The organism is Nonomuraea montanisoli (assembly GCF_013363975.1).
In the GTDB taxonomy this organism is placed as follows: Bacteria; Actinomycetota; Actinomycetes; order Streptosporangiales; family Streptosporangiaceae; genus Nonomuraea; species Nonomuraea montanisoli.
The window spans coordinates 382,323-399,032 of sequence record NZ_JABWGN010000005.1 but is presented as its reverse complement, the minus strand read 5'-3'; the positions used below and the strand labels follow the sequence as shown (position 1 = coordinate 399,032).

Genomic DNA, 16,710 nt, shown 5'->3' with positions numbered 1-16,710 from the left:
AGCGGTCGCCGAAGCCGGTGCGGCACAGGCACGCGGAGTAAGCGACCGGCCAGTCTCACCTGACGTCCCGCGCCTCTCACCCGCTGGTAAGGGCTGACGTCAGCACCCATAAGAAGAGGTACGGTCCGCCGCTGACGCCATGGGCGGCCGGACCGAAAACCCCGCCAGTCTCCGCACCAGGAGGCGGGCGGGTTCACAGACGCTTTGCCCGTCTCGGGGGCGCGGCCCGGGACGGGCAAAGCCATGTCCGCGTCCGGGCGGCGGGACGAGCCCCGCGGGCGGGCCGCGGAAGCCTCTGGAGGCCCTGGACGTTGAACAGACGTCGGAGGGCGTCGGCCGAGGTCAGGCCGAGGTCAGGCGAGGTCAGAGGGTGCTGCGGACCCGCATGACCTTGCGGCGCAGCCGTACGTGCCGGCTCCCGTCGGGGTGCAGGCGCACCCGGGAGAGCTCCCACTGTCCGTACTCCGCGTGCTCGGTCAGCAGCTGACGTGCGGCTTCGCGGGAGAGGTCGCGCGGAATGAAGATATCCATGTAGGAGTAGTCGAGCACAACGATTAGTCTCCAGGGTGAGTCAGGGCGCGGTGCCGCTCGTTGGGCCTTATTCTGCGTGCTTGTGGGTGGACCCGAAAGCTAGTGGGTAGCCCCGGGGGAAGGAAATTTCCGCGAGTCGGGTTACCTTTCAGATCTGTGCCGGCTCCCGGCAGGGGGAATTGCAAGCGAACAGCGAGGTAGGAAGCAGCGTGCCAGCCAACAACGGCAGCGCCGGCGGAACACGCCTGGTCATCGTCGAGTCGCCCGCCAAGGCGAAGACGATCGCCGGGTACCTCGGGCGCGGCTACATCGTCGAGTCCAGCATCGGCCACATCCGCGATCTGCCGGAGAAGGCCGATGACATCCCCGAGAAGTTCAAGGGGGAGGCGTGGGCACGCCTGGGCGTCAACGTCGATCACGGTTTCGAGCCGCTGTACGTCGTGAACCCCGACAAGAAGGCGCAGGTCAACAAGCTCAAGCAGCTGCTGCGCGACGCCGACGAGCTGTTCCTGGCCACTGACGAGGACCGCGAGGGCGAGGCCATCGCCTGGCACCTGCGCGAGGTGCTCAAGCCCAAGGTGCCGGTCCACCGCATGGTGTTCCACGAGATCACCCCGCAGGCGATCCGCGACGCCGTCTCCAACCCGCGTGACCTCAACCTGCGCCTGGTCGACGCCCAGGAGACCCGGCGCATCCTCGACCGCCTCTACGGCTACGAGGTCAGCCCCGTCCTGTGGAAGAAGGTCAAGCCGCGCCTGTCGGCCGGGCGGGTGCAGTCGGTGGCGACGCGGCTGGTGGTGGAGCGCGAGCGCGACCGCATGGCGTTCACGCCGGCCCACTACTGGGACCTGCAGGCGCTGTTCGACAGCAACAAGCCCGAGGAGAAGCCGCGCGACTTCACCGCGACGCTGACCGGCGTCGACGGCAAGCGGGTGGCGCAGGGCCGCGACTTCGCCAGCACCGGCCTGCTCAAGAGCAACGACGTGCTGCACCTGTCGGAGGCCGCCGCCGGTGAGCTGGCCGCGCGGCTCCAGGGCGCCTCGTTCTCGGTCCGCTCCGTCGAGCGCAGGCCGTACACGCGCAAGCCGTACGCGCCGTTCCGGACGACCACGTTGCAGCAGGAGGCCAGCCGGAAGCTGGGCTTCTCGGCCAAGTACACGATGCAGGTCGCGCAGCGGCTGTACGAGCAGGGCTTCATCACGTACATGCGTACCGACAGCATCACGCTGTCGGAGACCGCGATCGCGGCGGCCCGCTCGCAGGCGATCAAGCTGTACGGCGCGGCGTACGTGCCCGACAAGCCGCGCGTCTACAGCAGCAAGGTCAAGAGCGCGCAGGAGGCGCACGAGGCGATCCGGCCCTCGGGCGAGGAGTTCCGCACGCCGGGCGAGACCGGGCTGTCCGGCGACATGTTCCGGCTGTACGAGCTGATCTGGCAGCGCACGGTGTCGTCGCAGATGAAGGACGCCGTCGGTGAGTCGATCTCGGTGAAGGTGGGCGGCCGGTCCTCGTCGGGCGAGGACGCCGAGTTCAGCGCCTCGGGCCGGACCATCACCTTCCACGGCTTCCTGAAGGCGTACGTGGAGGGGGCCGACGACCCGTCGACCGACCGTGACGACTCCGAGAAGCGGCTGCCCAACCTGGCCGAGGGCGACGTGCTCGGCCTGTCGCGGCTGGACGTGGCCGGCCACTCGACCAAGCCGCCGGCCCGTTACACCGAGGCGTCGCTGGTCAAGGAGCTGGAGGACCGCGAGATCGGGCGGCCGTCCACGTACGCCTCGATCATCGGCACGATCCTCGACCGCGGCTACGTGTTCAAGAAGGGGACGGCGCTGGTGCCGTCGTTCCTGGCGTTCGCCGTGGTCAACCTGCTGGAGCAGCACTTCGGCAACCTCGTCGACTACGATTTCACCGCCGAGATGGAGAAGGTCCTCGACGACATCGCCAACGACCGGGCCGAGCGGGTGCCGGAGCTGCGGCGCTTCTACTTCGGCCACGACGGCGACGAGGGCCTGAAGGAGATGGTCACCGACCTCGGCGACATCGACGCCAAGGAGATCAGCTCCTTCCCGATCAGGGGCACCGACATCGTGATCCGGGTCGGCCGGTACGGCCCGTACCTCGACCGCGACGGCGCCCGCGTCAACGTCCCCGAGGACATGACGCCCGACGAGCTGACCGCCGACAAGGCCGAGGAGCTGTTCTCGCGGCCGACGGGCGACCGGGAGCTGGGGAACGATCCGGCGACCGGGCACATGATCGTGGCCAAGGACGGCCGCTTCGGCCCGTACGTCACGGAGGTGCTGCCCGCCGCCCAGGAGGACGAGGGGGCGCCGAAGCGGCGCACCAAGAAGGCCGACGCGCCCAAGCCGCGCACCAGCTCGCTGTTCAAGACCATGTCGCTCGACACGGTGACGCTGGAGGACGCGCTCAGGCTGCTGTCGATCCCGCGGCTCGTCGGCGAGCTGGAGGGCGAGCAGGTCGTCGCCCACAACGGCAAGTTCGGCCCGTACCTGAAGAAGGGCACCGACTCGCGGTCGCTGGCCTCCGAGGACGACCTGCTCACGGTCACGATCGAGCAGGCCAAGGAGCTGTTCGCGCAGCCCAAGCAGCGGGGCAGGGGCCGGGCCGCCGCCGCGGCGCCGCTGCGCGAGCTGGGCGAGGACCCCAACTCCAAGAAGCCCGTGGTGGTCAAGGAGGGGCGGTTCGGGCCGTACGTCACCGACGGCGAGACCAACGCGTCCCTGCGCAAGGGCGACACCGTCGAGGACATCACCATCGAGCGGGCCGCCGAGCTGCTGGCCGAGCGGCGCGAACGGGCGCCCGCGCCGAAGAAGACGGCGGCGCGCAAGCCCGCCGCCAAGAAGCCGGCCGCGGCCAAGAGCTCCACCGCGAAGAGCTCGACGGCCAAGAGCACGACCGCCAAGACGACGGCGGCGAAGAAGCCCGCGAGCAAGTCCTGACCCCTGAGAGGCCGGGCGGGGCCTCTCGCTGAGAGGCCTCTCAGGGCGGGGCGCCGCGCCGGGCGGCGCGGCTCGTAGCATGACGGCGTGGTCTTGGGCTTCGTCTTCACGATGGTCGCGGCGGTCGGCGCCGTTCACCTGTACCTGTGGCACCGGCTGGTGCGCTCCACCACCCGGCCGGGGCGGCTGCGCCGTGCCCTGACCTGGGGTCTCGCCGGGCTCGGGGTTCTGGTCGTGGTCACGTTCGTCGGCTCGCGGGTGGAGGCGGGGCACTGGCTGGCCTGGCCGGGCTACCTGTGGCTGGCGATCATGTTCTACCTGCTGGTGTTTCTGCTGGTGCTGGAGGTGCCGCGGGCGGTCGCGTGGGCGGTCGTGCGCCGGGGCGGACGGCGGGCGGGCGCCGAGGCGCGGATCCTGGAGACGGTCACCGCCGGGGCCGGGGCCGGGGCCGGGGACGCGGTCGCGGTGCCGGACCGTGACGGTGCGGGCGGTGACGATCGGGCCGACGGTGACGGCGGTGCGGCGGGCGCCGTTCCGGCGTCGGGGACGGCGGCGGGTGCCGCTCCGGCGTCGGGGACGGCGGCGGTTGCGGGCACCGTGCCGGCTGCGGTTGCGGGCGCTGTGCCGGCGTCGGCGGCGGCCGAGATGAGCCGGCGGCTGTTCCTCGGGCGGGCCACCGCCGCCGTCGCGGGCGTGAGCGCGATCGGCACCGTCGGGTACGGCGTGCGCACCGCGCTGGGCGATCCCGTGATCGAGCCGGTCAAGGTCACGCTGCCCCACCTCGACCAGCGGCTGAGCGGCCTGCGGTTCGCTGTGGTGAGCGACATCCACCTCGGACCGCTCACCGGACGCGCGCACACCGAGCGGATCGTCCGGATGATCAACTCCCTGAAGCCGGACGTGGTGACGATCGTCGGTGACCTGGTCGACGGCACGGTGGCCGAGCTGGGCCCGCTGGCCCGGCCGCTGCGCGACCTGGAGTCCCGGTACGGGGCCTTCTTCGTGACGGGCAACCACGAGTACTACACGTCCAAGGGCCCGGGCGAGTGGATCGAGGAGCTGGGCCAGCTCGGCGTGCGGTCGCTGCGCAACGAGCGGGTCGAGATCCGCCATCAGGGCGGCGTGCTCGACCTCGCCGGCGTCAACGACGTCAACGGCGCCACCATGGACGACGGCCCCGACTTCGCCAAGGCCCTGGGCGGACGTGACACCAGCCGGTCCACCGTGCTGCTCGCCCACCAGCCCGTGCAGGTCGCCGACGCCGCCCGGTACGGGGTGGACCTCCAGCTCTCCGGCCACACGCACGGCGGCCAGATCGCGCCGTTCAACCTGCTCGTGCCGTTGCAGCAGCCGGTCGTGTCGGGGCTCGCGACGGTGGACGGCGTGCAGGTGTACGTGACGCGGGGCGCCGGGTTCTGGGGCCCGCCGGTCCGGGTCGGCGCGCCTCCGGAGATCACGCTGCTGGAGCTGCGATCGTGACTTTCCGCGATCCCCTGGTCACCGGAGCCCGCCTGGCGTAGTATCCGACGGGATACGCGGGAGGTGGCGATGACGTCTTCACCGGCCGGGAGCATGTACGAGCGGGGCGGCGTCCCCGACGTCACGTTCTGGGCGCAGCGCGGCGGCTGGCTGTTCAAGCAGGCCAGGCATGCCGCGAGCATGAAGCAGGCGGCCCTGGCCAGCGCCAGCGGCACGTCGCGCACGACGCTGTCGGCGTACGAGCACGGCCGCAAGTCGCCGACGCTGGAGACGGCGGGGCGCATCCTCGACGCCGCCGGGTTCCGGCTCGCCCTGGAGCCCAAGGTCGAGTTCGCGCGCGGCGTCGCCGACGACGGCAGGCCGTTCCACGTGCCCAACCGGCTGCCGAGGTTACCGCCGGCGCGGGCGCTCGCCACGGTGACCGTGCGGGAGCGGACGTACGAGCTGGCCGACCGCGCGCAGCGGCGGGAGGCGTACGCCGCGCTGCTCGGGGCAGGCGGACCCGATGACCTGCTGGCGCACGTCGACGGGGTGCTGCTCGTCGAGCTCTGGGACGAGCTGCCCCTGCCCGCCGCCGTGCGCTCGGCCTGGCTGCCGCTGGTTCGGCAGGCCCGGGGCGAGCCGGACCCGTAGCCGTGGCCGTGGCGGGCCGCACGTGAGCAGACGGAGGAGCACGGCCGGGGTCGTCTCGGGGGCCGTGGTCCTCTCCGGGGCGCGGGTGCGGTGTGGAACCTGCGTGGTCGTCTCGGGGCCCATTCGCGGTGTGAAACCTGCGCGCCGGCCTGCCGACGTAATACTCTCAGGCGGCGGACAGCCGGGCGCGCCCGGTCCGTCGCATGCCTTCCCAGTCCCGGCGAGCACCTGGATACGCTGACATCATGACCGTCCCTGGCCGACGCCGACCCACCAACGTGCTGGCAAACGCACCGTTCCGCCGGCTGTGGACGGCCATGTCGGTGTGCAGCCTGGGCGACTGGCTCAACATCCTGGCCCTGACCGCCCTGGCCGGCAATCTCACCCGGGGCGACGACTACCGCGTCCAGTCGCTGGCCGTGGGCGGCGTGTTCATCGCCAAGATGCTGCCCGCCGTGCTCCTCGGCCCGCTGGCCGGAGCCTTCGCCGACCGGTTCGACCGGCGGCTGACGATGTTCGCCTCCGACCTGGCGCGCTTCGCCGTGGTGCTGTCGATCCCGATCATCGGCAGCTACCAGTGGATCATCGTCGCGACGCTGCTCGTGGAGTGCGTCAACCTGTTCTGGGTGCCGGCCAAGGACGCCACCGTCCCCAACCTGGTGCCCAAGGATCAGCTCGAGGCGGCCAACCGGCTCAACCTGCTGGTCACCTACGGCAGCGCGCCCGTCGCGGCCCTGCTGTTCGCGGCGCTGTCGGTGGCGGGCGACACGCTACGCAGCCTCGTGCCGTCGCTGTCCGGCCTCGACCCGACCAGCGTGGCCCTGGCGCTCAACGCCCTGGCCTACCTCGTGTCGGCGTTCCTGATCTTCACGCTGCGCGACATCCCGAAGCGCGACGGCGCGATCTCCACCCCGTCGGTGCTCAAGCAGGTCGTCGAGGGCTGGCGGTTCGTCGGCGGCGACCGGCTGGTGCGCGGGCTGATCATCGGCATGCTCGGCGCGTTCGCGGCCGGGGGCGCGGTCGTGGGCGTGGCGAAGATCTACGTGATCGCGCTCGGCGGCGGCGACGCGGCCTACGGCGTGGTGTTCGGCGCGGTCTTCGTCGGCATGGCGCTGGGCATGTTCTTCGGGCTCCGGCTGCTGAGCGAGCTGTCCAGGCGGCGGCTGTTCGGCCTGGCCATCACCGTCGCGGGCCTGGTGCTGGTCGCGATCGCGCTGATCCACAACCTCGCGATCGTGGTCATGCTGACCGTGGTGCTGGGGGCGTGCGCGGGCATCGCCTGGATCATCGGCTACACGCTGATCGGGCTCGAGGTCCAGGACGCGATGCGCGGCCGCACGTTCTCGTTCCTGCAGTCCACGGCACGGGTGACGCTGCTGCTCGTGGTCGCCGTGGCCAACCCGCTGGCGGCCCTGTTCGGTGAGCACCGCTTCGACGCGGGGGAGCTGTCCTACCGCTTCGACGGGTCCAACCTGGTGCTGCTGCTGGGCGGGGCGCTGGCCGTGGTCGTCGGCTTCCTCGCGCTGCGCCACATGGACGACCGCAAGGGCGTGCCGCTGTCCGACGACCTGATCGCGGCGGTGCGCGGCGAGCGGTTCCGGCCCGAGGGGGGCGAGGACATGCCGGGCCTGTTCATCGCGTTCGAGGGCGGAGAGGGCTCGGGCAAGACGACCCAGTCCCGCATGATCGCGATCTGGCTGCGCGACCAGGGCTACGACGTCGTGCAGACCCGCGAGCCGGGCTCCACCAAGGTCGGCATGCGGCTGCGCGCCATCCTGCTCGACGCGGCCGAGCGCGGCCTGTCGCCGCGCGCCGAGGCGCTGATGTACGCGGCCGACCGCTCCGAGCACGTGGAGAAGGTCATCCGGCCGGCGCTGCGGCGGGGCGCGATCGTGGTCTGCGACCGCTACGTCGACTCGTCGCTGGCCTACCAGGGCGCGGGGCGGGCGCTCGCCCCGGAGGACGTGGCCAAGGTCAACTCCTGGGCCACGGGCGGCCTGCTGCCGCACCTGACCGTGCTCATCGACACGCCGCCCTCGATCGGGCTGACCCGGCTGGGCGGCGCCGCCGACCGCATCGAGTCCGAGCCGCTGGAGTTCCACGAGCGGGTGCGCAAGGAGTTCCGCGCGCTGGCCGCCGCGAACCCCGAGCGCTACCTGGTCGTCGACGGCACGCTCACGCCGGAGCAGATCACCCGCGCCATCCAGGACCGCGTTCACGAGATCCTGCCCGACCCGGTGCCCCAGGAGGCCGAGGACGCCACGGGCACGATGCCGGCCATCCGCGACTAGCCTTTGTCCGTGACAGTTTTCGCCGATCTCGTCGGGCAGGACCAGGCCGTCGCCATCCTGTCGCGGGCCGCCGCTGCCGCGCGCGAGGTGGTCGACGGCGGGCGCGGCGCCGGCATGACGCACGCGTGGCTGTTCACCGGCCCGCCCGGCTCCGGCCGGGAGGACGCGGCGCGCGCGTTCGCCGCGGCGCTGCTCTGCCCCGACGGCGGCTGCGGTCACTGCGACCAGTGCCACCAGGTGCTGATCGGCTCCCACCCCGACCTGGAGTCGGTGCGCCCCGCCGGCCTGTCGTACAGCGTGAAGCAGACCAGGGAGCTGATCCTGCGCGCCGCCGGCGCTCCCACGCAGGGCAGGTGGCGGGTGATCCTGTTCGAGGACGCCGACCGGGCCACCGAGTCGGCGGCGAACGCCCTGCTCAAGGCCATCGAGGAGCCGCCGCCGCGTACGGTGTGGCTGCTCTGCGCCCCGGCGCCCGACGACATGATGATCACCATCCGGTCGCGCTGCCGCGTCATCACGCTGACCACGCCCGGCACCGAGGCGGTCGCGCACGTGCTGGCGACGCGGGAGAGCGTGCCGTGGGAGACAGCCCGGTTCGCGGCCCGCGCCGCCCAGGGCCACATCAGCCGGGCCCGCGCCCTCGCCCTGGACGAGAGCGTCCGCAGGAGACGCGAGGCCGTCCTCGGCATCCCCCGCTCGCTCACGGGCGTGGGGGAGTGCGTGGCGGCGGCGGAGCGCCTGGTGAAGACCGCGGAGGAGGAGGCCGCGGCGGCCACCGCGACGCTCAACGAGGCGGAGACGGCCGAGCTGCGCCGCCTGTACGGCGAGGGGTCCACGGGCAAGGGGCTCAACCGGGGCCTGGTGCGGGGCGGCGCCGGGGCGCTGAAGGAGCTGGAGGACCGGCAGAAGTCGCGGGCCACGCGCATCAAGCGCGACTCGCTGGACGCAGCGCTGCTGGAGCTGGTCTCGTTCTACCGCGACGTGCTGGCCATGCAGTTCGGGGCGGCGGTGGAACTGGCCAACGACGACATCCGCTTCGACCTGGACCGCATGGCGCGGGAGTCCACGCCGGAGGAGACACTGCGGCGCATCGACGCGATCATGCGCTGCCGCGAACGCCTCGAAGCCAGCGTCAACCCCCAGATCGCCGTAGAGGCAATAATGCTGTCCCTCCGCGGAGCGTAGACCGACTCGCGCCGTCGTGGGTGGCCAGTCCTCATGGCCGGTCGTGAGGGCCTGTTTCTGGCTCTGGGTTACGGCACAGCCAAGTTGCCCCACCCGCCGTCGTGGGTTGCCGTCCGTCATGGCCGGCCGTGAGGGCGGGGTGTTGTTTTTTGGTTCTGGGTTACGGCACAGCCAAGTTGCCCCACCCGCCGTCGTGGGTTGCCGTCCGTCATGGCCGGTCGTGAGGGCGGGTGTTGTTTTTTGGTTCTGGGTTACGGCACAGCCAAGTTGCCCCACCCGCCGTCGTGGGTTGCCGCCCGTCATGGCCGGTCGTGAAGGCTCACGGGCTGGGCGCCGTGACGAGCGCACAGTCGGCCGTCTTCTTCGGTCAGCGCCCCGGCCGTCTGCTTCGGTTGGCGTCCGGACAGGCTCACCATGGAGCGATGCCATGATTGTGCGGTGCAAGTCCGGTATGGCACCCACCGCTGCCCGACCGTCGCTCAGTATGGGGCGCCGGCGCGGGCGTCCGGGTGTGCGCGGACGGTGTGCGACGACGGATTACGCGCACGGGCCGGTGCGCATGCGGCGCCCTTGGAGGCATGGTGAGCAACCCCCTGAACCACCGCCTGCGCCGGGCGGGCATGAGGCTGGCGGTGGCCGCGACGGTGGTCGTGACCGCGGGAATGGGGACCGCCGGGGGCGCCGTGGCGTCCAGCACCGACGAGAGCGTGACTGTGGCGGCTTCTTGGACACAGGTCTTCGAACGGGCCGACGTGTCGGTGTTTCTCTGCACGGGACGGGAGAAGGACCACGACTTCTGCCACGGGCGCCCCACCACCGAGCGGCAGAAGAGGGCTCTGGCCGCGTCCCTGCGGGAGGTGCCTGGAGTCGCCAAGGTGACCTTCGAGGACTGTAGGACCGCCTACAAGCGCTTCCGCAAGGCGTTCGCCGACCAGCCGGACATCGTCGCGAAGGTGCGGGCGGAGGATGTGCCGGAGTCCTACCGGATAAGGGTGCGAAAGGGTACGAAGCTGGCGAAGGTTGTAGGGGCGGCGAAGAGGATGCCCGGAGTGGCGCGGGTCTCCGATCGGACCATGACCGACGGCTACAACCCGGGCCGCGACAAGGACGCGGACGACGTCGCGGTCTTCCTCTGCGGCGCCTCGTCCCTGGAGTCTTCGTCGTGCGAGAAGTACGAGAAGAGCAGGACCTCGAAGCGAGGCAGGGGCATCACCGCCGAGGACAGGAACGAGCTGGGGCGCGAGATCAAGGCGATGCCCGAGGTCAAGAGGGTGCGCTTCGAGGACCAGGCCGAGGCGTACGCGAACTTCAAGAAGTCTTTCGCCGACAACGAGGCTCTCCTGGCCGCCACGGAGAAGAGTGACATGCCGGAGTCGTTCTGGATCCAGCTCAAATCCGATGCCGACTCGTCCAAGGTGGCCGCCGTCCTGGAGAAGCGACCGGGTGTGTCCGAGACGATCGACATGAGGTGTTTGGGCATGGGCGCCGAGCTGGCTGCGGGGCACGGACTCTCGCCAGACCTCTGCGGCTGACGTCCGCGCATCGCCCTACCCGCCGTCGTGGGGGCCCGTCCGTCAGGGGCCGGCGGGTGCTGTCTTGGTTCTTGGGGTTACGGCACAGCCAAGTTCCCCCACCCGCCGTCGTGAGTTGCCGTCCGTCATGGCCGGTCGTGAAGACTCACGGGCTGGGCGCCGTGACGAGCGCACAGTCGGCCGTCTTCTTCGGTGTTCGAGCCCCTCGCCTCCACGGAAAGATCGCAACCCCAAACGAGAGATCGCCCTCAGCCTGCACTCCAGGAAGGGGCCTTGACCCGCGCTAGAGATCTTCCTCAGCCCCCACCATAGGGATGGCCCTGTTCGGAATCCTCGGCAGCCCGTTCACCGGAAGTCCCAACTGGATCGGCGAGCCGAGCAGCAAACGAGAAACCCATGCGTCTCTGTGATGTGGAAGTCGAACTGCTCTCCCAACGGGAGGCCCTGACCCGGGATCGCGTTGATGTGGCGACGATCTTCGCCGAGCATCACGTCGGTCTCGTGCGCCTGGCACTGATCATGGTCGGTGACCAGGCGACCGCCGAAGACGTCGTCCAGGACGCGTTCGCGCGCACCCATGCCGGGCGGTCCCGGCTGCGCGACCCCGACAAGGCGCTGGTCTACGTCAGGTCGGCGGTGCTCAACGGGTGCCGTTCGGTGCTGCGCAGGCGTGCCACCGTGTTCCGGCGTGCCGTGCCGTACGAACCGCCTGTCTGGTCGGCGGAGAGCGCCGCCCTGGTGGGCGAGGAGCGTCGCCAGGTGCTCATCGCCCTGAGCGCGCTGCCGCCGAGGCAGCGCGAGGCGCTGACGTTGCGCTACTACTTCGACCTCACCGACCAGGAGATCGCCGACACCATGGGGATCAGCGGCGGCACGGCGAGGTCCACCATCGCACGAGGGCTCGCGGCCCTCGGCCGAGCACTTGGGGAGACATTGTGAACAGCCCTGTGGAAGACCGTCTGCGCGAGGCGCTCGGTGAAGTGGGGGCGACGGTGGAGGTCGGCGCGCTGCGGCCGCTGATGGTGCCGGATCGACGACGGTTCGGCGTGAACATGAGGCTCGGGCTGGTCGGGGCCGCGGCGGTCGTGGTCGCGGGGGCGGCGACGGTCGTGGGCGTCATGGGTGTCACGGGCTCGGGTGCCGACGACGGGGCGACCATGGCGGCCTCCCAGCCTCAGGCGCCTGCTCAAGCCGACTTGTCGGTGTTCCTGTGCACGGGCCGGGAACCGGACAACAAGGTATGCCAAGGGCGCGCCGCCACGGAGGAGCAGAAGGCGGCTCTGGCAGAGTCGCTGCCCCGGATTCCTGGTGTCGCGTCGGTTCACTTCGAGGATCGGCGGGCCGCCCACGAGCGCTTCCGCGCGGCGTTCGCCGACTCCCCTGACGTCCTCGGCGACGTCAAAGAGGACGAACTGCCGGAGTCCTACCGCATCACGGTGGATCGTGGCAGCGATCCGAAGGCCGTGGCGGTGGTGGCGCAGAAGATGCCGGGCGTCGCCCTGGCCGCCAACGTCACCATGGTCGGCCTGGGCCCGGCCGGCCTCAAGAACAGGGAGGACATCGCAGCGTTCCTCTGCAATGCCTCATCGGTGGGGCCGGCCTGTGACAGATATGCGGCGAGGAAGACTTCCAAGCGCGGCAAGGCCGTCACCGTCGATGACCGGAAGAGTCTGGAGAAGCAGATCAGAGCGATGCCCGAAGTCCGCAAGGTCGACTTCCAAAGTCGTGCCGAGGCGTACGCGAACTTCAAGAAGCTGTACTCCGGAAACAAGGCCCTTGTGTCCGCGGCGAAGGTGGCAGACATGCCCGAATCGTTCAGAATCTTCCTCGGGCCCGGCGTCGATTCCGCCAAGGTGGCGTCCGAGCTGCGCGCTCGCCCTGGTGTCTCGCAGGTGATCGAGATGAGATGTGTTGCTCTCAAGGCCACCCTCCTCGCCGACCACGGGGTCGAACGGACGAACGTCTGCAGCTGACACCCCTCACCACGAGCGGGCCCGCGCACGTAGTGTGGCAACCGTAGGCCGCAAGACCCCCGAGGCCGACAGGAGGCGAGCCGCAGCCCATGGGCATGATCATGGCCGTGAGCTTCACACGCTACGGGAGGCTCTACTACCTCGACCCGGGCCCGCACAGTCCCAAGGTGGGCGACAAGGTGCTGGTGCCCACCGACGCGGGTCCCGAGGTTGCCGAGTGCGTGTGGGCGCCGCAGTACGTGAGCGAGGACATCGACGGGCTGCCGGTGTGCGCGGGCATCGCCGAGGAGGAGCAGCTCAGCCGTGACGAGACCAACAAACGCCGGCGAGCCGAGGCGCGCAGCGTGGCCAAGCGGCTGATCAAGCGGCACGCGTTGCCGATGAAGGTGGTGGGCGTCGACTACCTCGACGCGGACAACGTCTTCACGGTCTACTTCTCGGCCCCGCACCGCGTCGACTTCCGCGCCCTCGTCCGCGACCTGGCCCGCAACCTGCGGGCCAGGGTGGAGCTCCGGCAGATCGGCCCCCGCGACGAGGCCCGGTTGCAGGGCGGCATCGGTCCCTGCGGCCGCGACCTGTGCTGCGCCACGTTCCTGAAGGACTTCGAGCCGGTGTCGGTGCGCATGGCCAAGGACCAGGACCTCCCGGTCAACCCGTTGCGCATCGCGGGGGCCTGCGGCCGGTTGATGTGCTGCCTGAAGTACGAGCACCCGCTGTACATGGAGACCCGCTACCGGATGCCCCGGGTCGGCAGCCGCGTCAGCACCCCGCAGGGCGAGGGGAGCGTGGTGGGGCACAACGTCCCGTCCGACACGGTGACGGTCAGGCTCGACGACGGCGGGCGCCGCTGCGCCTGCCCGTCGGCGTCGGTCTGCTCGCCCCGCCAGCAGCACGACAAGATGTACGGCTCCGACACGCCGCCCGGAGCACCTCGGCAGCAGCCGGAGGCATGACGACGACCTGAAACCGTACCCCGACATACGACCTGAGGCCGCTCCCCGGCATGCGACCTGGAACCGTTCCCCGGCATATGACCTGAGGCCGCTTCCCGGCATGCGACCTGGAACCGTTCCTCGACATGCGACCTGAGGCCGTCTCCTGGCACGCGACACCAGGCCGGCCTCCGCGTCGCCCACCGCCCTGGTGCTGCCTCACGGTGGGCAGAAGGCCGTCACTCCTTCTCCCCGGCACGCCTCTTGCGTTCGAAAACGCGCAGCACGCGGGCGGTCGGGTCCGGCGCCTCAGGGTCCTGGAGGCGGTCGGTCAGCAGGAAGGCGGGCAGTTCCCAGTCCGCCGCGTGCTCGCGCTCGGTCAGCAGGAACGTCCCGCCCCGGGCGTCCGGGTCCCAGCCGGCCGCCAGGCCGCGTTCGATGACCGCCCGTACGTCGGACGGAAGCGGGTAGGCAGTGTCGGTCACGCACGCCCCCCACGGTCCGAGGCCGTTGGACAGCAGGTCGGCCTGCAGGGCGCGGCCGTTCTTCCCGGAGCCCCACACCCGCAGCCGGGCGCACCGGTGGCAGTCCCCCGAGCCGGCCACGTGCCGGATGTCGGCCTTCCACACGAACTCACGGCCGCCTGTGGACAACGTCCGCAACCTCGTACCCATGCCGACCACCCCTTCAGGAACCGCGACGAGGTCGCCCGCCGCGACGTCACCGCCGCTGGACCTCATGGAGCAGTCTGCACGGCGGCGGCCTGGACACGCGACGCATATTCGCGCGGCGTACGTACGACACACTGAGCGCGGCGTACGTACGACGCGCTGAAGGGAGAGGTCGTGCGGGACGTGCTCTAGAGGACGCCGAAGGGGCCGCGCAGCCGTTCGGTGGTCTCCCACAGCCGCCGGGCCGTGGTGGTGTCGTAGGAGGCCGCCGAGGATCTGACCGGGTCGTGCCGGTTGTAGTACTGGCCCGCTCGCACGTCCGCGTCGGTGGCCAGGGCGGAGACCGGTTCGGCGCCACGCCGGGCGGAGAGCCCCATGGCGGTGACCCAGGGCGACCCGCAGGCGCGGGAACTGGCGTCCCAGATTGGTCTTCACCAGGCCGGGGTGCAGGGCGACGACGGTCATGTCGGGCCTGCGTCGTTGCAGCTCGTAGGTGAAGAGCAGATTCGCCAGCTTGGACCGGCTGTAGGCGAGGAACGGATCGTAGGAGCGCTCGCTCTGCAGGTCGTCGAAGTCGAGCTCGACGGGCCCGGTGCCCATCATGGGCGCGCGATGATCCTCGGAGTTGACGTTGACGACTCTGAGGTCCTCGGTCGCCGGCGCCCCCGTCAGTGAGTAGGGGGCCAGGTGGTGCACGGCGAAGTTCAGCTCGATGCCCTCGGGCGTGACCTGCCGCTGCGGCGCCATGACCCCGGCGTTGTTGACGAGCACGTCGACGGCGTCGACCGAGGCGGCGAGCCTGGCGACCCCGTCGCGGGTGGACAGGTCGGCCTGGACGAACCTGGCGTTGTCCAGCGTGCGTGCGAGCTCCTCGCCGCGGCGCCCGTCGCGCCCGGACAGGATCAGGTGATGTCCCTGGGCCGCGAGCTGGACGGCGACCTCGCGGCCGATGCCGGAGGTGGCCCCGGTCAGCACGATGCGCTTCATGCCAGCCCCAGGGTCCTGGTCAGCAGCTTGTCGCGGAGCCGGGTGGGCAGGCGCGACAGCATGACCAGGGCACGGGCGTCGGCGCCCACCACGTAGCGGGGGCGTGGGCGCCTGGCCTCGACCGCGCGCACGATGGCGTCGACGACCGCGGTCACCGGGCTGAGCCGTTGACCGGCCAGCATCTTGTCCAGGGCCTCGAGCTGCTTGCCGTACAGCGTCCTGCGCTCGGCGGGGGCCTCGGCGAGCGCGGTCCTGGCGGCCGCGCCCGCCTTGTCGAAGATGGCAGTGGCCATCGCGCCCGGCTGGATGAGGACCACGGGGATGTCCCAGGGCGCCAGCTCGACCCTGGCGGCGTCGGACAGTGACTCGAGCGCCGCCTTGCTCGCCGAGATGGGGGCGAGGAAGGGGATCGCCGTGCGCGCGGTCGGCGCGCTGATGTTGACGATCCGGCCCTTGCCCTTGCGCACCAGCGGCAGGAAGGCCCGCATGACGTTGGCCGGCCCGTACACGTTGACCTCGAACTGACGGCGCAGCTCGGCCTCGGGGACCAGCTCCAGCGGGCCCTGCACGATCACCTGTTGATCACAGCGTGCAGGCCGTCGCCGCCGACGTCGGCCGCGACCTGCTCGGCCACGCGCTCCACGCCGGAGGGCTCGGTGACGTCCATGTCCAGCTCCGCGCCGCGGCCACAGGCGTGGACGGCGAACCCGCGCGCGGCCAGCCGTTCGGACAGTGCCCGGCCGCCCCCGCCGTTGGCCCCGGTGATGAGAACAGATCTCATGGTGGATTCCTTACATGTTCTACAGGACATGTACCTAGGGACACGAGGAAGGGAGGCGGCGGATGTCGCTGCGATACGGGCTGCTCGGGTTGCTCGCGGAGGGGCCCGCCAGCGGCTACGACCTGACCAGGAGGTTCGAGGAGGTGCTCGGCCCGGTGTGGCCCGCGCAGCACCCCAAGATCTACGCCGAGCTGGGCAGGCTGACCACGGACGGCCTCATCGAGGTGGACAGCTACGGGCCGCGGGGTCGCAAGGCCTACCGGATCACCGAGGACGGGCTGGCGGCCGTCCGGACCTGGCTGGCCGAGGCCGAGGTCGACCACACCATGCGGCTGGAACCGCTGCTGCGCTCGTTCTTCTTCTGGCTGATGACGCCCGAGCAGCTCGGCGATCACCTGGTCCGGGAGCAGGAGTTCTTCGCCGCGATGGCCCGGCGCTACCAGACCTACGCCGAGGCGAAGGACCGCGGCGAATACGGTCACAGCCCGCAGACGCAGTCGATGCGCGTGGCCGTCGAGGCCGGTGTCCGGGTGTACGAGGCCCTGGCCGGCTGGGCCGAATGGGCCGAATGGGCCAGGACGGTGCCGCCCGCCAAGCCCTGAGGCGCGGCGCCGGATCGTCGGACGGCGGGCGTCCCGTCCGAAAAGGCCGGAAATTTCCGCAGAAGATCGGCGTCGACTGGGAACCACGCCTCGGTCCCACGGCAATCACAGGAGTCATTGCCGACACCGAAAGGCAACCAGATGCGACAA

The 16,710-nt window shown here is 70.8% G+C and carries 14 protein-coding genes; 10 read left to right on the top strand and 4 right to left on the bottom strand.

The genetic code is table 11. The features are described from left to right. Positions 1-363: 363 nt before the first annotated feature. The gene (locus HTZ77_RS14460) at positions 364-531 is read right to left on the bottom strand and encodes a DUF5703 family protein (RefSeq protein WP_205302617.1); all 168 of its coding nucleotides are present in this window, start codon (positions 529-531) and stop codon (positions 364-366) included. A 209-nt stretch (positions 532-740) separates the two neighbouring features. Here HTZ77_RS14460 and topA point away from each other — a divergent pair, with 209 nt between their 5' ends. The 9 genes from topA to HTZ77_RS14415 all read left to right on the top strand — a co-directional run bounded on the left by topA (position 741) and on the right by HTZ77_RS14415 (position 13,540). After that, on the top strand, positions 741-3,494 hold the full coding sequence (topA, locus tag HTZ77_RS14455; protein ID WP_175590065.1) for a type I DNA topoisomerase: 2,754 nt from the start codon (positions 741-743) through the stop codon (positions 3,492-3,494). A gap of 87 nt (positions 3,495-3,581) precedes the next feature. After that, the gene (locus HTZ77_RS14450; protein WP_328808592.1) at positions 3,582-4,973 is read left to right on the top strand and encodes a metallophosphoesterase; all 1,392 of its coding nucleotides are present in this window, start codon (positions 3,582-3,584) and stop codon (positions 4,971-4,973) included. 69 nt (positions 4,974-5,042) lie between these two features. Beyond that, positions 5,043-5,606, top strand: a complete 564-nt coding sequence (locus HTZ77_RS14445; RefSeq protein WP_235994663.1) for a helix-turn-helix transcriptional regulator — start codon at positions 5,043-5,045, stop codon at positions 5,604-5,606. A gap of 245 nt (positions 5,607-5,851) precedes the next feature. After that, positions 5,852-7,897, top strand: coding sequence for a dTMP kinase (gene tmk / locus HTZ77_RS14440; RefSeq protein ID WP_175590064.1), 2,046 nt, complete (start codon positions 5,852-5,854; stop codon positions 7,895-7,897). A gap of 9 nt (positions 7,898-7,906) precedes the next feature. Continuing rightward, complete coding sequence (locus tag HTZ77_RS14435) at positions 7,907-9,082, top strand: DNA polymerase III subunit delta' (RefSeq protein WP_175590063.1); 1,176 nt, start codon at positions 7,907-7,909, stop codon at positions 9,080-9,082. A 578-nt stretch (positions 9,083-9,660) separates the two neighbouring features. After that, positions 9,661-10,614 carry a permease-like cell division protein FtsX gene (locus HTZ77_RS14430; protein WP_175590062.1) on the top strand — a complete coding sequence of 318 codons (954 nt, stop codon included), beginning with the start codon at positions 9,661-9,663 and terminating at the stop codon, positions 10,612-10,614. A gap of 411 nt (positions 10,615-11,025) precedes the next feature. Beyond that, positions 11,026-11,553, top strand: a complete 528-nt coding sequence (locus tag HTZ77_RS14425; protein WP_328808591.1) for a SigE family RNA polymerase sigma factor — start codon at positions 11,026-11,028, stop codon at positions 11,551-11,553. Then, positions 11,550-12,587, top strand: coding sequence for a permease-like cell division protein FtsX (locus HTZ77_RS14420; protein WP_175590060.1), 1,038 nt, complete (start codon positions 11,550-11,552; stop codon positions 12,585-12,587). Before HTZ77_RS14425 ends, HTZ77_RS14420 begins: the two co-directional genes overlap by 4 nt. A gap of 95 nt (positions 12,588-12,682) precedes the next feature. Beyond that, on the top strand, positions 12,683-13,540 hold the full coding sequence (locus tag HTZ77_RS14415; RefSeq protein ID WP_205302682.1) for a PSP1 domain-containing protein: 858 nt from the start codon (positions 12,683-12,685) through the stop codon (positions 13,538-13,540). 218 nt (positions 13,541-13,758) lie between these two features. Here HTZ77_RS14415 and HTZ77_RS14410 read toward each other — a convergent pair whose 3' ends face one another. Genes HTZ77_RS14410 through HTZ77_RS14400 form a run of 3 tightly spaced genes read right to left on the bottom strand, consistent with a single transcriptional unit; the run spans position 13,759 to position 15,958 of the window. Further along, on the bottom strand, positions 13,759-15,177 hold the full coding sequence (locus tag HTZ77_RS14410; protein ID WP_175590058.1) for an SDR family NAD(P)-dependent oxidoreductase: 1,419 nt from the start codon (positions 15,175-15,177) through the stop codon (positions 13,759-13,761). Next, the gene (locus HTZ77_RS14405; RefSeq protein WP_175590057.1) at positions 15,174-15,752 is read right to left on the bottom strand and encodes an SDR family NAD(P)-dependent oxidoreductase; all 579 of its coding nucleotides are present in this window, start codon (positions 15,750-15,752) and stop codon (positions 15,174-15,176) included. The genes HTZ77_RS14410 and HTZ77_RS14405 overlap by 4 nt, the downstream gene beginning before the upstream one ends. Further along, positions 15,749-15,958: a sugar nucleotide-binding protein gene (locus HTZ77_RS14400; RefSeq protein ID WP_175590056.1), complete on the bottom strand. Its 210-nt coding sequence runs from the start codon at positions 15,956-15,958 to the stop codon at positions 15,749-15,751. Before HTZ77_RS14400 ends, HTZ77_RS14405 begins: the two co-directional genes overlap by 4 nt. 62 nt (positions 15,959-16,020) lie before the next feature. Between HTZ77_RS14400 and HTZ77_RS14395 the strand changes: the two genes are divergently transcribed. Further along, the gene (locus tag HTZ77_RS14395; RefSeq protein WP_175590055.1) at positions 16,021-16,560 is read left to right on the top strand and encodes a helix-turn-helix transcriptional regulator; all 540 of its coding nucleotides are present in this window, start codon (positions 16,021-16,023) and stop codon (positions 16,558-16,560) included. Positions 16,561-16,710 lie beyond the last annotated feature (150 nt).

Excerpts from the sequence above, each read along its gene's own strand:
- HTZ77_RS14410 (WP_175590058.1), bottom strand. The coding sequence starts at position 15,177 with ATGAAGCGCATCGTGCTGACCGGGGCCACCTCCGGCATCGGCCGCGAG.
- HTZ77_RS14415 (WP_205302682.1), top strand. The coding sequence starts at position 12,683 with ATGATCATGGCCGTGAGCTTCACACGCTACGGGAGGCTCTACTACCTC.
- HTZ77_RS14445 (WP_235994663.1), top strand. The coding sequence starts at position 5,043 with ATGACGTCTTCACCGGCCGGGAGCATGTACGAGCGGGGCGGCGTCCCC.
- HTZ77_RS14460 (WP_205302617.1), bottom strand. The coding sequence starts at position 531 with ATGGATATCTTCATTCCGCGCGACCTCTCCCGCGAAGCCGCACGTCAG.
- HTZ77_RS14430 (WP_175590062.1), top strand. The coding sequence starts at position 9,661 with ATGGTGAGCAACCCCCTGAACCACCGCCTGCGCCGGGCGGGCATGAGG.
- HTZ77_RS14395 (WP_175590055.1), top strand. The coding sequence starts at position 16,021 with ATGTCGCTGCGATACGGGCTGCTCGGGTTGCTCGCGGAGGGGCCCGCC.
- HTZ77_RS14400 (WP_175590056.1), bottom strand. The coding sequence starts at position 15,958 with ATGAGATCTGTTCTCATCACCGGGGCCAACGGCGGGGGCGGCCGGGCA.
- tmk (WP_175590064.1), top strand. The coding sequence starts at position 5,852 with ATGACCGTCCCTGGCCGACGCCGACCCACCAACGTGCTGGCAAACGCA.